Origin of the sequence: Rhodococcoides fascians NBRC 12155 = LMG 3623 (genome assembly GCF_001894785.1) — a bacterium.
GTDB lineage: Bacteria > Actinomycetota > Actinomycetes > Mycobacteriales > Mycobacteriaceae > Rhodococcoides > Rhodococcoides fascians.
The window spans coordinates 63,308-77,787 of sequence record NZ_BCWW01000002.1 but is presented as its reverse complement, the minus strand read 5'-3'; the positions used below and the strand labels follow the sequence as shown (position 1 = coordinate 77,787).

Annotated in this window: 13 protein-coding genes; 4 read left to right on the top strand and 9 right to left on the bottom strand. The window is 63.2% G+C overall.

Annotated features, from left to right (window positions below; all coding sequences use genetic code 11):
- Window positions 1-26: 26 nt before the first annotated feature.
- Window positions 27-1,742, bottom strand: coding sequence for an AMP-binding protein (locus RFA01S_RS06395; RefSeq protein WP_371829094.1), 1,716 nt, complete (start codon window positions 1,740-1,742; stop codon window positions 27-29).
- Window positions 1,743-1,819: 77 nt separating this feature from the next.
- On the opposite strand from RFA01S_RS06395, the gene RFA01S_RS06390 reads away from it, so the two are divergent.
- The gene (locus RFA01S_RS06390; protein ID WP_052060388.1) at window positions 1,820-2,293 is read left to right on the top strand and encodes a DUF3995 domain-containing protein; all 474 of its coding nucleotides are present in this window, start codon (window positions 1,820-1,822) and stop codon (window positions 2,291-2,293) included.
- Here the strand turns inward: RFA01S_RS06390 and RFA01S_RS06385 are convergent.
- From RFA01S_RS06385 to RFA01S_RS06365, 5 genes are read right to left on the bottom strand one after another with little or no spacing between them, the layout of a single operon-like run.
- Window positions 2,290-3,396 (bottom strand): ABC transporter ATP-binding protein, encoded by a 1,107-nt coding sequence (locus tag RFA01S_RS06385; RefSeq protein ID WP_027495338.1) that lies wholly within the window; start codon window positions 3,394-3,396, stop codon window positions 2,290-2,292. The two genes, RFA01S_RS06390 and RFA01S_RS06385, sit on opposite strands and share 4 nt — an antisense overlap.
- Before the next feature lie 11 nt (window positions 3,397-3,407).
- Window positions 3,408-4,274 carry a carbohydrate ABC transporter permease gene (locus tag RFA01S_RS06380; RefSeq protein ID WP_027495337.1) on the bottom strand — a complete coding sequence of 289 codons (867 nt, stop codon included), beginning with the start codon at window positions 4,272-4,274 and terminating at the stop codon, window positions 3,408-3,410.
- A complete protein-coding gene (locus RFA01S_RS06375; RefSeq protein WP_032367121.1) occupies window positions 4,274-5,224 on the bottom strand; it encodes a carbohydrate ABC transporter permease in 951 nt (316 codons plus the stop codon). Before RFA01S_RS06375 ends, RFA01S_RS06380 begins: the two co-directional genes overlap by 1 nt.
- Complete coding sequence (locus tag RFA01S_RS06370; RefSeq protein ID WP_441344194.1) at window positions 5,221-6,573, bottom strand: ABC transporter substrate-binding protein; 1,353 nt, start codon at window positions 6,571-6,573, stop codon at window positions 5,221-5,223. The genes RFA01S_RS06375 and RFA01S_RS06370 overlap by 4 nt, the downstream gene beginning before the upstream one ends.
- A complete protein-coding gene (locus tag RFA01S_RS06365; RefSeq protein ID WP_032367122.1) occupies window positions 6,570-7,595 on the bottom strand; it encodes a sugar-binding transcriptional regulator in 1,026 nt (341 codons plus the stop codon). Before RFA01S_RS06365 ends, RFA01S_RS06370 begins: the two co-directional genes overlap by 4 nt.
- A gap of 116 nt (window positions 7,596-7,711) precedes the next feature.
- On the opposite strand from RFA01S_RS06365, the gene RFA01S_RS06360 reads away from it, so the two are divergent.
- Together RFA01S_RS06360 and RFA01S_RS06355 are read left to right on the top strand one after the other, a co-directional pair.
- Window positions 7,712-8,746, top strand: a complete 1,035-nt coding sequence (locus RFA01S_RS06360) for an NAD(P)-dependent alcohol dehydrogenase (protein ID WP_027495334.1) — start codon at window positions 7,712-7,714, stop codon at window positions 8,744-8,746.
- Entirely contained in the window at window positions 8,743-10,218 is a 1,476-nt protein-coding gene (locus RFA01S_RS06355; RefSeq protein ID WP_032406039.1) for a mannitol dehydrogenase family protein, read from the top strand. The genes RFA01S_RS06360 and RFA01S_RS06355 overlap by 4 nt, the downstream gene beginning before the upstream one ends.
- Here the strand turns inward: RFA01S_RS06355 and RFA01S_RS06350 are convergent.
- From RFA01S_RS06350 to RFA01S_RS06340, 3 genes are all read right to left on the bottom strand, one after another.
- Window positions 10,202-10,867 (bottom strand): potassium channel family protein, encoded by a 666-nt coding sequence (locus tag RFA01S_RS06350; RefSeq protein WP_032406038.1) that lies wholly within the window; start codon window positions 10,865-10,867, stop codon window positions 10,202-10,204. The two genes, RFA01S_RS06355 and RFA01S_RS06350, sit on opposite strands and share 17 nt — an antisense overlap.
- Window positions 10,860-12,173: a TrkH family potassium uptake protein gene (locus tag RFA01S_RS06345; protein ID WP_032406037.1), complete on the bottom strand. Its 1,314-nt coding sequence runs from the start codon at window positions 12,171-12,173 to the stop codon at window positions 10,860-10,862. The genes RFA01S_RS06350 and RFA01S_RS06345 overlap by 8 nt, the downstream gene beginning before the upstream one ends.
- 206 nt (window positions 12,174-12,379) lie before the next feature.
- Window positions 12,380-13,459, bottom strand: coding sequence for an ABC transporter ATP-binding protein (locus tag RFA01S_RS06340; RefSeq protein ID WP_032406206.1), 1,080 nt, complete (start codon window positions 13,457-13,459; stop codon window positions 12,380-12,382).
- Window positions 13,460-13,607: 148 nt separating this feature from the next.
- Here RFA01S_RS06340 and RFA01S_RS06335 point away from each other — a divergent pair, with 148 nt between their 5' ends.
- Complete coding sequence (locus RFA01S_RS06335) at window positions 13,608-14,432, top strand: NAD-dependent epimerase/dehydratase family protein (RefSeq protein ID WP_032383313.1); 825 nt, start codon at window positions 13,608-13,610, stop codon at window positions 14,430-14,432.
- Window positions 14,433-14,480: the final 48 nt, after the last annotated feature.

The window sequence follows — 14,480 nt, the reverse complement described above, 5'->3', positions numbered from 1 at the left end:
CCAGCAGCCAATAGTGGGCGCTCACGTCACCTCTTCAGCGCAGGGAACTGGTCGTCACGCCACTCGCTGTCCAGTGGTCCGACGGCTGCGTCCTCGCGGGCGCGCAACTCCACGCGGCGGATCTTGCCCGAAATAGTTTTGGGTAGCTCGAAGAACTCGATACGCCGAACTCGCAGGAACGGGGCCAGGTGCTCGCGGGCGTACTTCAGGATCTCGAATGCCGTGTCTTCGTTGGGTTCCCAGCCAGCTGCGAGCGCAACGTACGCCTTGGGGACGGCCAACCGCGTCTCGTCGGGAGCCGGAACGACGGCCGCCTCGGCCACCGCGGGGTGTTCGATCAGCACGCTTTCGAGCTCGAACGGGGAGATCTTGTAATCCGAGGCCTTGAAGACGTCGTCGGTGCGGCCGACGTAGGTGATGTAGCCCTCGGAATCCCGCGATGCGACGTCGCCGGTGTGGTAGTAACCGTCGGCCATGACGGCAGCGTTGCGTTCGGGGTCGCCGAGATAGCCGGTCATCAGGTTGAACGGCTGCTGCGCCAGGTCGAGGCAGATTTCGCCCTCGTCGGCCAGTTCGCCGGTGGTGGGGTCGACGATCACCACGGGGACACCGGGCAGTGGCAGGCCCATCGATCCGGACTTCAGCACCGCACCCGGCGTATTGGCAACCAGCGCAGTGGTTTCGGTCTGGCCGAAGCCGTCCCTGATGTTCAGGCCCCAGTCCTGCTGCACCCGCGAGATCACCTCTGGGTTGAGCGGCTCACCGGCACCGATTGCCTCACGCAGTGAACCACCTCCGCCGGCAAGGTCTGCCTGAATCAGCATGCGCCACACGGTCGGTGGCGCGCAGAACGTCGTCACCTCGGCCCGGCGGATCTGCTCGAGCAATGCCTTCGCGTCGAACTTGCCGTAGTTGTAGATGAAGATGGTCGCCTCGGCGATCCACGGTGCGAAGAAGCAGCTCCACGCATGCTTGGCCCAGCCCGGCGAGCTGATGTTCAGGTGCACGTCGCCCGGGCGTAGTCCGAGGAAGTACATCGTGCTCAGATGCCCAGCGGGATAGGAGATCTGAGTGTGCTCGACGAGTTTCGGCTTGCTGGTGGTACCGGAGGTGAAGTACATCAGCAGGCGGTCGGTGGGTGCGGTGACGGACTCGAACGGCCTGGCCTCGACGGAGCGGGCATCCGAATAGTCGACCCAACCGTCGTGGGCGGTAGTGGCGATTCGCAGATAGTCTCCGGGCACGTCGTCGAATTTGCCGGTGTCCGAGGGGTTCACGATCACGGCGCGAGCATTGCCGCGCACCACTCGGTCGGTCAGGTCGGCGGGCCCGATGGCCGTGGTCGTCGGCATCAAGACCGCTCCGAGCTTCATCACCGCGAGCATCGACTCCCAGAGTTCCACCTGGTTGCCCAGCATCAGGATCACCGAGTCGCCGCGGCCGATTCCCTGCAATTCGAGCCAACGAGCCACCTGATCGGAGCGACGCGCCATGTCGTCGAAACTGTATTTGGCCTCGCTGCCGTCCTCTTCGACGATCCACAGCGCGGTGCCGTCGTTGCCACGGGCAATCGCGTCGAACCAGTCGATGGCCCAGTTGAACGTCTCGCCGAACGACGGCCATTCGAAAGTCGCTACCGCACGGTCGTAGTCGCCGTAGGTGTCGAGCAGAAGATCGCGTGCGTTTCTGAATGCCGTATATGCCGAGTCGACCATGTTTCCTCCTGCGCCTGTGATGCCCATCACCGCCACGGTAGGGGAGATGAACAATTCCTCGCTACCCCTGAACGGGGGTGGCAACTCGGCTAACCTCGATCACCGTGGCGATCCGATTCTTTGCGACCGCGTGCGTACTGGGGATCATTCACGCCGCGTTCTCCGCCTATTGGGCTGCAGGCGGTCGATGGATGCTCGACACCGTCGGTGCCTTCGCCACGGAGTGGGCCGACTCCGAACCGGCAACGGCACGAACGGCACTGCTGGTGCTTGCCCTCGTCAAACTCGCCGCAGCAATTCTTCCGGCCCTCGCTTATCTGAACCGGCCGCGCCTGGCAGCACAGAACCGGACGAGGGTGCCGTCGTTGATCTTCGGCATATCCTGGCCCGGCTCGGTACTGCTGATTGTCTGGGGCGGTGCGTCGTTCATCGGAGCGGTGATCGGGTTGGTCGTCTCGGACGAGAACCGATCGGTCAAGTACGGTCACCTGTTCTTCGACGGAATCTTCCTGCTCTGGGGCGCAGCGCTTCTGACGGCACTGATCCTGTCGAGAAAAGCCCCGTACCAACCGCGTTAGATGCGCTCCCCCGTCTCAGGGTGGAAGAGGTGGATCGCACCGTCGAGTCGCGTCAGCCCGATGCTCTCGCCGATCTTGGCCGGAGCTCGAACGGCCGAGCGGGCGACGAGTGAGACCGGCCCGCCGTCGAGCCCCTTGACCTTCGGGTCGTCGAGGTGTGCGTAGAGGTAGGACTCGCTGCCGAGTTCCTCGATCAGATCCACCTTGCCCTCGAAGCCTTCGCCGCCGCCCTGCACGATGCCGAGCTGCTCCGGGCGTAGCCCGACGGTGACGTTGTCGAGGCCGAGGCTCGCAAGCTTGGTCAGCTCGTCGCGTTCGAGCGGAAGCAGGAACGAGCCGATCTGCACGCCACCCGAGCCGATGGGAACCGTCATCAGGTTCATTGCAGGCGAACCGATGAAGCCGGCGACGAATGCGTTGACGGGGTTGTCGTACAGATCTGTGGGAGAGGCGAACTGCTGCAGCTTGCCACCGCGCAACACGGCAACGCGATCACCCATCGTCATGGCCTCGACCTGGTCGTGCGTGACGTAGACCGTCGTGGTGCCGAGTCGACGCTGCAACGCCGCGATCTGCGTTCGCGTCTGGACTCGCAGTTTCGCGTCGAGGTTGGACAGGGGCTCGTCCATGCAGAACACCTGCGGCTCACGAACGATGGCACGCCCCATGGCAACTCGCTGACGCTGACCACCCGAGAGCTTGCCGGGCTTGCGATCCAGGTACTCGGTGAGGTCGAGGATCTTTGCGGCCTCGGCCACCTTCTTCGTGCGCTCCTCGAGGGACACACCACGCATCTTCAGGGCGAAACCCATGTTCTCCCCGACGGTCTTGTTGGGGTACAGGGCGTAGTTCTGGAACACCATCGCGATGTCGCGGTCCTTCGACGGCACCCCCACCATGTTCTTGCCACCGATCTCGATGGCACCACCGTCGATCTCCTCGAGACCGGCGAGCATCCGCAGAGCAGTGGACTTGCCGGAGCCGGAAGGCCCGACCAGCACGACGAATTCGCCGTCCTGGATGTCGAGGTCGAGTGAATCGACGGCGAGCTTGTCGGCACCTTCGTAGACGCAGGATGCCTTCTTGTACGTGATTGCAGCCATAAGACTTTCTCCTACTTGATTGCGCCGAAGGACAGGCCGCGCACGAGCTTGTTCTGCGCGAACCATCCGGCAAGGACGACGGGAAGTGCTGCGAACGTCGCAGCTGCGGAAAGCTGGGCCCAGTACAGGCCCTGACCGGTGATGAATCCGACGAGGTACACCGGAATCGTCTGGGCCTGAACGGCAGTGAGGTTGACTGCGAAGAAGAATTCGTTCCACGAGAAGATGACGCAGATCAACGACGTGGCCGCGATGCCGGGCGAGACCAGCGGCAGGATCACCTCACGTACCGAGGTCCACAGTGACGCGCCGTCCATACTCGCGGCTTCGAGCAGCTCGCTCGGCACTTCGAGGAAGAACGATCGCATCATCCACACGGCGATCGGAAGATTCATCGCGGTGTACAGCACGACCAAAGTCCAGATGTTGTCGAGCATTCCGATGTCACCGACGATGACGTACAGCGGGACGATCGCGGCGACGACGGGCAGCATCTTGGTGGAGATGAAGAAGAACAGCACGTCCTTCGTCTTCTTGACCGGTCGCAGCGACAGCGCGAAGGCAGCCGGAACACCCAGCAGCAGAACGAAGATCGTCGAGACGACGGTCGCGAACGCCGAGTTCAGCAACGTCGTGCCGATGCCGCTCTCCAGGACCCCTCGATACTGATCGAGGGTCGGTGTGAAGAACAGCTTGGGCGGGTCGGAGTAGGCGTCGGCCTCCTGCTTGAAACCGGTGAGGACCATCCACAGCACCGGGAAGAAGAACGCGATGCCTGCGACCCAGGCGACGAAGGACCAGATGGACCCCGGGCCCCACTTGCTCTTGCGCTTGATCGGCGCGGAAGTAGTTGTCTTGTCCACAGTTGCGGTACTCATCACGCAGCCTCCTCGGTTCCGCTGAAGCTCTTGAAGATCAGTCTCAGCGCCAGGGTGCTGACGATGATGGTGGCCACGACGGTGACGACGCCCATGGCCGCGGCCTGGCCGATGTCGAAGCCGAGGAACGCTCGCTGGTAGATGTAGAACGGCAGGTTCGCGCTCGCCACACCCGGTCCGCCGGAGGTCATCATGTAGACCGCGTCGAAGGTGTTGACCAGATAGATGGCCCCGAGCACCGCGCCGAGCTCGATGAATCGGCGCAGATGCGGGAGGGTCAGCTCACGGAAGAGCTTGACCGGCCCTGCCCCGTCGACCCGTGCCGCCTCGGCAATGTCCTTCGGCATCGACTGCAGGCCGGCCAGGATCAGCAGCATCATGAACGGAGTCCACTGCCAGATCAGGTTCGCCATGACGGCGGGCAATGGGTAGCGCGAGACCCAGTCGATCTGATCGACACCGAACGGGCTCAGCGCGAAGTTGATCAGGCCGAAGACGGGATCGAACATCGTGGTCTTCCAGATCAACGCGCCGGCTACCGGGGTGATGAGGAACGGGGTGATCAGTAGGGTGCGAATCAGGCTGCGGCCGATGAACTTCCGGTCCAACAGCAGAGCCAGGAACAACCCGAGAACCACCGAGATGATGACGGTTCCGACGATCATGATCACCGTGTTGAGGGCGACCTCACGGAACTGGCTGTCCTGGAACACCGCGACGTAGTTGTTGAGCCAGTTGAACTTCTGCGAACCCGGTCGCACGAGGTTCCACGACTGCGTCGAGTAGTACAACGTGAACAGGAACGGAACCTGGGTGACGAGAATGGCGAACACCATGGCCGGCAGCAGCGGGCCGCGGCGACGCCACCCTTCGGCCTTGGAGATCGTCCTCGGTCTCGGTACGAACTCCTCGGAATCGGCCTGCGCCGATCGTGTTGCGGTGGTGGTCATCCCTGGTCCTCCTGGTACGTCTTACCGACCACTTCGGCGTATTGCTGCGCTTGTTCGAGCGCGTCGTGGACGCTGATTCGTCCTGCTACTGCGGCGCTGATCTGTTGACTGACGCGGGTTCCGAGGTCCTGGAACTCGGGGATGGTCAGGAACTGCACTCCGGTGTACGGAACCGGATCCACAGTGGGATTGTTCGGATCCGCGCCGTTGATCGAATCGAGGGTGACCTGACCGTACGCAGCGGACGCCTCCTCGTATTCGGGAATCTGGTAGGTCGACAGACGGCTGCCGGGAGGCACTCGCTCCCAACCCAATTCGTTGCCGACCTTGTTCAGGTATTCCTTGCTGGTCATCCACGAGACGAACTTCCAGGCGTCGTCCGGATTCTCGGACGTCTTCGGGATACCGAGGGCCCAGGAGTACAGCCACCCGTTGTCGCCCTTGGCGGCCGACGGTGCCTTGGCGTATCCGATCTTTCCGACGACGTTCGACGACGTCGGGTCTTCGAGGACCGACACTGCAGATGTGGCGTCGTACCACATTGCCGTATTTCCCTGCGACAGTTGCGTTCCGCATTCGCTGAAACCGCTCGTCGCTGCGCCTGCCTGACCGTGCTCACGTACCAGGTCGACGTAGAACTGAACGGCCTGTTCCACCTCTGGGCTGTTGAGCTGTGCGTTCCAGTTCTCGTCGAACCACCGACCACCGAATGCGTTGATGACGGTATCCAACGGGGCGAGTACTTCACCCCAACCGGGCTTGCCGCGCAAGCAGATTCCCGATACGTCCGGGCTGTCGAGCTTCGCGGCCGCGTCGGCGACCTCCTGCCAGGTGGGCTCCTCCGGCATGGTGATGCCGGCAGCCTCCATCAGGTCCTTCCGGTACATCAGGAAGGAGGATTCGCCGTAGAACGGCACCGAGTACATGCTCCCCTCGTACGACAGCGACTCCTTCAGGGTGGGAATGAAGTCGTCCTCGTCGTAGCCCGGTGTTGCGTCGGCGTACTCGGACAGGTTGGTCAGCCAGCCGTTCTCGGCCCACTGCGGGGTCTCGAAGTTGCTGATCATCACCACGTCGAACTCGCCGCCGCCGGTGGCGACCGAGGCGGTGATCTTGGCCCGCGCCTCGTTCTCCGACAGCGACACGAACTTCAGATTGATGCCGGGGTTCTCCGCCTCGAACTCCGGAGCGAGCGAAATGGCGTCGGACATCTGTGAATTGGAGACGATCGCGACGGTGATCGTCTTGCCGTCACCGTCACCACCGAACGAGCCGGCTCCGGCGCAGCCGGACAGCACCAAGGTTGTCGCAAGCGATGCCGCGACAGCCACTTTCGGTAAAACCCTCACTGAAATACCTTTCCATTGGAGGTCGCCGTTGCAGGAGCTTGCGCAACGAGCCAGCGTGCACTTTCGATGTCGGTCACCAGGATCGAGGCCAGTCCGCCGCGCAGAGCACCGAGGAGCGCCTCGTGTTTACGTTGCCCACCGGTGACGAGCACAGCCCGATCACACGCCCTGATGGCGTCGAGCCCCACCGACACGGTTCGGCCGGGGAGTGATCCTCCGGTATCGATGCCGTCGGCGTCGTAGAACCGTCCGCCGATCTCGCCGACTGCACCGAGGCGGCGCAATTCTTCGAGCACGTCGAGGTCGATGAAGCTGCCCTCGAACAAGGTGGTGGACGTGGAAACGGGACCGATGCCGTACATCATCACATCGGCATCGGTCCCGGCTTTGAGGGCGCGAGAGATCACGGAATCCTGCTCCAACGCAACGACTGTCGCCTGATCGGCGTACAGCGGCGCGTTGAGCCTGATGGGTGTCGCTTGCAGGTACGCAGCGCACCGTCCGAGTGTGTACTCGACACCGGTCTGATAGTCGGCCGAGGTGATGGAGCCGTCGAGTTGCACCACCGCAGCACATTTGGTGGATCGGGTCTTCAGCGAGCTCGCCACCGCCACCGTTTCGGGGCCCCAGGTGAACCCCAGGACGTCGCGATCCTTGAGTCGACGCGAGAGCAACGTCGCTGCCGCTCGGCCGAGGGATCCGTAGCCGGTGTCCGTGCCGTCGATGACGTCCGAGACGACCAACACCTCGGTGAGTCCGAACTTCGCTTCGAGCTCACGCTCGACGTCCGCATGCACGGTGCCCTGCAGATCGTCGGGGACGTTGATCTCGATCGTCACGAGCCCTTGGGAACGAGCCCGCGCGACCAACCGTCCTGCAGTCGGGCGCGAGACGCCCAGCTTCACGGCGATCTCGGCCTGCGTCGCACCTTCGAGGTGGTACATGGTGGCGGCGCGCAGAGCCAGCCGGAGATCTTCTCCCGACCGCGCGGACTTCGCCCCGCCGGGCTCCGATCCGTCCATGACGCCTCCCTGACCAGTGAGCAAATGCTCAGCTCGTGTTCATCTGCTCACTAAGCTAACATTAAGGTGTGATCTACACAACACCCCCTCGCATCCAGCGGCCCGTGCCACAGTCCATGCAGGCCAGCGTGCTCACCGGCGTGCACGAGATACGAATGGAAGACCGGCCGGTGCCGACCCCAGCCCACGACGAGGTACTGGTCCAGGTCACCGCCGTCGGCGTGTGCGGGTCCGATGCGCATTACTACCGGGAGGGACGCATCGGCGAGTACGTGGTCGACGGCCCGCTGGTCCTCGGTCACGAGGCGGCCGGTGTGATCGTCGCGGTCGGCTCCGATGTGTCCGACGCCCGCGTCGGGCAGCGGGTGTCCATCGAACCGCAGCGTCCCGATCCCACCAGCGCCCAGTCGCGCGCCGGCCGCTACAACCTGTGCCCGGCCATGGAATTCTTCGCCACGCCGCCGATCGACGGCGCGCTGGCAGAGTACGTACTGATCCAGTCGGTGTTCGCCCACGACGTCCCCGACTCGATCTCCGACGAGGCCGCAGCACTGTTCGAGCCGCTGTCGGTCGGTATCGCGTCGGCGCAGAAGGCCGGAATCACCGCCGGATCCAGCGTGCTCATCGCCGGTGCAGGCCCGGTCGGCATCGTCACCGCCCAGGTGGCCCGTGCTTTCGGTGCCACCGAGGTGATCGTCAGTGACATCGACGCACCGCGACGTGACAATGCCGCGAAGCTCGGTGCGACGCGGGTGCTCGATCCAGCAGTGGACGACGTACGTGCGCTGGAAGTGGACGCGTTCATCGACGCATCGGGTGCTGCTCGGGCCGTCGTCGACGGCATTCATGCTGTGCGGCCGGCGGGTACCGTCGTACTGGTGGGCATGGGCGGTTCGGATTACCCGCTTCCCATCTCACTGATTCAGAACCGAGAACTGGTTCTCACCGGCGTGTTTCGCTACGCCAACACGTGGCCGATCGCGCGCGAGCTCGTCCTGGCCGGTCGCGTCGACCTCGATGCTATGGTCACCGCGCGTTTCGGCCTCGATCGCGTCGAGGATGCCTTGAATGCAGACAAGCAACCCGGCAGCATCAAAGCCGTTGTGATTCCAGGTCTTTCCCAGAGCCCATCGAAGGAGACGAACGTATGAAGTTGAACTCGCGCAATCTCGACGACTTCATCGAGGACGTGTCCGTTCCCACCTACGACCGTTCCGACGTCACCGTGGGCATCGTGCATTTCGGTGTCGGCGGCTTCCATCGAGCACATCAGGCGATGTACATCGACCGGTTGTTGCAACAGGGGCAAGGGTCCGAGTGGGGCATCTGCGGAGTGGGCGTACTTCCCGGAGACCGCCGGATGAAGGACGTGATGGAGGCGCAGAACTGCCTGTACACGTTGGCGCTCAAGCATTCCGACGGCACGTGGGACACCCGCGTCATCGGATCCATCGTCGAATATCTCTTCGCGCCCGACGACGCAGAAGCCGTCATCGAGAAGATGGCCGCGGAGACCACGAGGATCGTCTCTCTCACGATCACCGAGGGCGGCTACAACTTCTCCGCGACGACGGGCGAGTTCGACGTCGAGAACCCCGCCATCGTCGCCGATCTCGAGGACGGGGCCGTTCCGGCAACCACATTCGGGCTCGTCGTGGAGGCATTGTCACGGCGCAAGGAACGCGGACTGAAGCCGTTCACGATCATGTCGTGCGACAACATCGAAGGCAACGGCCACATCGCACAATCGACATTCACCACCTTTGCCCGCCTGAAGGATCCAGCTCTCGCAGAGTGGATCGCCGCAGAAGGGGCGTTCCCCAACTCCATGGTCGACCGCATCACTCCGGTCACGACACCGGAAGTGATCGAGGAACTCTCTGCCCGCTACGCCATCGACGATCAGTGGCCCGTAGCCGGTGAGCCGTTCACACAGTGGGTGCTCGAGGACAACTTCACGCTGGGGCGCCCGCCTCTCGAGGACGTCGGAGTTCAGGTTGTCGACGACGTCACGCCGTACGAGCTGATGAAGTTACGGCTGCTCAACGCCAGCCATCAGGCGCTCGCGTATTTCGGCTACCTCAGCGGATTTCGACTGGTGCACGAAGTCTGTCAGGACCCGCAGTTCGCCGCGTTCCTGCTCGCGTACATGGACGAGGAAGCAACGCCCACATTGCAACCCGTTCCCGGCATCGACCTCGCTGAATACAAGCACACGCTCATCGAACGGTTCTCCAACCCGGAAATCCGCGACACCGTCGCACGCCTGTGCGCCGAGTCCTCGGATCGAATTCCCAAGTGGCTCTTGCCCGTCATCCGCAAGAATCTCGAGAGCGGCGGTGAGATCACTCGCTCCACCGCAGTCGTTGCCAGTTGGGCACGCTACGCCGAGGCAGTCGACGAGGCCGGTGAGCCCATCGACATCGTCGATCAACTGAAGGATTCACTCGTTCCGATCGCGCAGAGTCAGCGAGAGAATCCGACGGCCTTCATCGCCAATCGCGCAGTGTTCGGCGATCTGATCGACAACGACCGTTTCGTCGCCGAGTACACGAAACAGCTGACATCACTTCAGGAGAAGGGTGCGCGCGCGACCCTGGAGGCGCTCAGGTCGACTCGCTGAATTTTTCGGTGTCTCGAACCTGGCCGGAGACGATGACGGTATCGCCTGCGCCGATCACCGTGTCGGCCGTGGCGTAGGTGAACCCTTCACCCGGACGCTTGACTGCAACGACGGTTACTCCGTGCTTGGTGCGAATTCCACTCTCGCCCAGAGTTTTTCCTAGCAGCGAGGCCGGGGGCGACGTCTTCGCCATGGCAAAGCCGTCGTCGAACTCGATGTAGTCCATCATCCGACCACGTACCAGGTGAGCTACTCGCTTACCCATGTCGTGCTCGGGCCTGACAACGTGGTGGACGCCGATCTGGCTGAGAATCTTGGCGTGCGCGTTGCTCAGAGCCTTGGCCCAGATGGTCGACATCGACAGATTCACCAGAGCCGATGCGGTGAGCAGGCTCGCTTCGAGATTGGAACCGATGCCCACGACGGCGCGGTCGTACTCGTGTACCGAAAGTTGTCGCAACGACTCCTCGTCGGTGGTATCGGCCACCACAGCATGCGTCAAACGGTCTGCCACGCGTTGCACTACGGCCTCGTCGCTGTCGACGCCGAGCACCTCGACTCCCTGGCTCATCAGTTCCAGCGCCAGCGACTTACCGAAGCGGCCGAGACCGAGAACGACGACGACGTCGGAGGACGGTTTGCTAGCCAATGAACGGCCTTTCCGTGGGAAGCATGTAGCGCCGACCGCGGTCGCGGGCGGCGAGAGCACTGACCAGAGTGATGGAACCGATGCGGCCCAGATACATCAGGACGATCAGAATCATCTGGCCCCAGCCGGGCAACTGTGCGGTGATTCCGGTGGACAGGCCCACCGTCGCGAATGCCGAGACGACCTCGAAGAGAAGCACGTCGAGGTCGAAGTTCGTACCGGCCAACAGCGCCACCACCGGCAGCATGATGAGGGCCACCCCGATCAACGCGACGGTCAATGCCTGACGTTGCACCCGAGGATCTATTCGACGGTCGAACACCGTCACCTCGCGGTCACCGCGGATTTCGGCCACGATGACGAACAGCAGCAAGGCAAATGTGGTGACCTTGATGCCGCCTGCCGTACCGCCGCTGCCACCACCGATGAACATCAGGACATCGGTGATCAAGAGGGTCGCGTTATCCACATCCGCGTATTCGACACTGTTGAAGCCTGCGGTGCGGGGCATGACGCCCTGGAACGTCGCGACGAGCATCTTGTCCCAGAACCCGAATCCGCCCAGGGTTCTCGACCACTCGAAAAGCAACACCACCGTCGGGCCGAGAACCAACAGAACGGCGGTGACGGACAACGTCATCCGGGTGTGCAAGGTCCAGCGCTTGCGAGAACGAACGCCGCGGGCACGCGATCGGGCACGACGGGCGATCTCGAACAGAACCGGAAACCCGATGCCGCCCAACACGACCGCGATCAACAACGGCACACAGATCCATGGGTCGGTGGCGAACCCGATCATGTTGTCGCTGAAGAGCGCGAATCCTGCGTTGTTGAACGCCGACACGGAATGGAAGATCCCCAGCCAGATCGCGCGGCCGAGGGGCTCGTCGTATCCGAAGAAGAAGCGCGCCGCCAGACAGAGCGCGACGACGCCCTCGATGATCAGACTGGTACGAAACACACCCACGACGACGCTTCGAACGTCGCCCAGCCCGGATGTGCGTACCTCGGCTGCCGCATTCAACCTGCCCCGAAGACCGATCCGATCCGCCAGGAGCAACCCGACCAAGGACGCGATCGTCATGATCCCGAACCCGCCGATCTGAATCAGGCCGAGAATGACGCCCTGGCCGAGACCCGACCAGTACACCGGGGTGTCCACCACGATCAGGCCCGTCAGGCTCACCGCCGAGGTCGACGTGAACAGCGCCTGCAGAATCCCGGTGTCGTTTCCAGGCACGGTGGCCGCCGGAACCATCAGGATGCCCGCACCGAGGAGTATGGCCACCGCGAAACCCGTTGCCATCACTCTGACCGGCGTCGGCCTGAAGAGCGCGAACCGTCGTGATGCCTGGTGAGCGTCTGTCACCCGGCAGACAGTACCGGTGGGACGAGCCGCTTCGCGGCACGTGCGCGGAACTTCGTAGCAGGGGTCGAGTTTCCGCGCACCTGGGTCATTCCGCAGGCTCCACTCCCGCGCACATGCGCGTCAGCGCTCCACCGCCTACGGCATCAGTCGACCAAGCGCTCCCCGGTCACAGTGGAGAACAGGTGGGTGCGCTCGGCGGCGTAGGAGAGCGTGATCGTCGATCCGCGTTCCGGTGGGATGCGGCCGTCGGCGCGGACGACGATGGGCTGACGCGTGCCGTTGATATCGGCCTGGCCGTAGACGTAGGCGTCGGCTCCGAGTTCTTCGACGACGTCGATGGTCACTTCGAGGCCTGCCCCGGTGGTGATCTGCAGGTCCTCGGGCCGCACACCGAGCGTCACTGTGTTCTCGCCGATTCCGGCGATGGCGGAGCGGGGAACCGGAACCACTTCACCGCCGAAGCGGACGCCGCCGTCGACGAGCGGTAGCTCGAGCAGATTCATTGCAGGCGATCCGATGAAGCCGGCGACGAACACGTTGTTCGGGTGTTCGTACATGCGCCTCGGCGAGTCACACTGCTGCAGCACACCGTCTTTGAGGACGGCCACGCGATCGCCCATCGTCATGGCCTCGACCTGATCGTGGGTGACGTACACGGTCGTCGTGGCGAGCCTGCGTTGCAGTGCAGAGATCTGCGCGCGGGTCTGCACTCGAAGCTTGGCGTCGAGGTTGGACAGCGGCTCATCCATGAGGAACACCTGGGGTTTGCGAACGATGGCGCGGCCCATGGCGACTCGCTGACGCTGGCCGCCGGAGAGCGCTTTGGGTTTGCGGTCGAGGAATTTGGTGAGATCGAGGATCTTGGCAGCGTCCTCGACGCGGCGCTTGATCTCGGCCTTGTCCTCGCCGGCGATGCGAAGTCCGAATCCCATGTTCTCGCCGACCGTCATGTGCGGATACAGGGCGTAGTTCTGGAAGACCATCGCAATGTCTCGATCCTTGGGCTGATGGTCGGTGACGTCCTTGCCGCCGATGGTGATGGTTCCCCTGTCGACTTCTTCGAGACCGGCGAGCATGCGCAGCGACGTCGACTTTCCGCAGCCGGACGGGCCCACGAGGACGAGGAATTCACCGTCCTGGATGTCGAGATCGAGCTGGTCGACTGCAGCCTTGTCGCCGCCGGGAAACAGTTTGGTGACGCCCTGAAATGCAACGGTGGCCATGATGGTGGTCCCTTCACCGGCAGGAACGTGCCGGACGATCCGAGTGAGATTCATGTATGTGAATGGATGCCAGAATGCTGACTTCGTTTAGAAGTATGTATTACTGTGATGCCCATTACAAGGTTTCCATCGAAGGAGTTCGAGAAGAATGACCGACACCGTTTCACGAGTGCTCATCACCGGGGCCGCAGGCAACATGGGGGCGATGCTCAGGCCTCTACTGGCGACTCCCGGCCGCACGCTGCGCCTGTTCGATATCGCCGAGATCACCGACATCGATTCGGCCACAGAGGAATTCGTACAGGGTTCGGTCACCGATCGCGCTGCCGTGGCCGCCGCGGTGGACGGTGTCGATGCAATCCTGCACCTTGGGGGATTGAGCACCGAGGACTCGTGGGCCAACATTCTGTCGGTGAACGTCGACGGCACTCAGGCAGTCTTCGAAGCCGCTGTGGCGCAGGGGGTTTCTCGGATAGTGGTGGCGTCGAGCAATCACGCAGTCGGATTCTGGACGCACGACGAGGCAGGCGACTCGCCACTTCCGGGCGACGCCGTTCCGCGACCCGACGGATTCTACGGGTGGAGCAAGGCAGCGGTCGAAGCCCTCGGCCGGATGTACCACGACCGCTTCGGTATCGACGTCGTCAATCTGCGTATCGGTTCGAGCTTCGCCGCGCCGCCCAACTACCGCGGCCTGGCCACCTGGATGTCGCCCGCCGACACTGCGCGACTGATCGAGGCCTCACTGTCGGACAGCGCCAAAGGTTTTCACACCGTGTGGGGAATCTCGAAGAACTCGCGCGCATGGTGGTCGGGCAACGAGGGTGCGGAGATCGGATACCTGCCTCGCGACGACGCGGAACAGTTCGCCGAGCAATTCCTGGCCGAACACGAGTGGACGTTCAGCGATCCGATCCTGCAGCGAGTCGGCGGCGCGTTCTGTGATCACCCGCTCGGCCAACGGATGCGGTGATGCACCCTCTGCTCCACTCGACCACCCGGACTGCGGGATTCCGCGCCG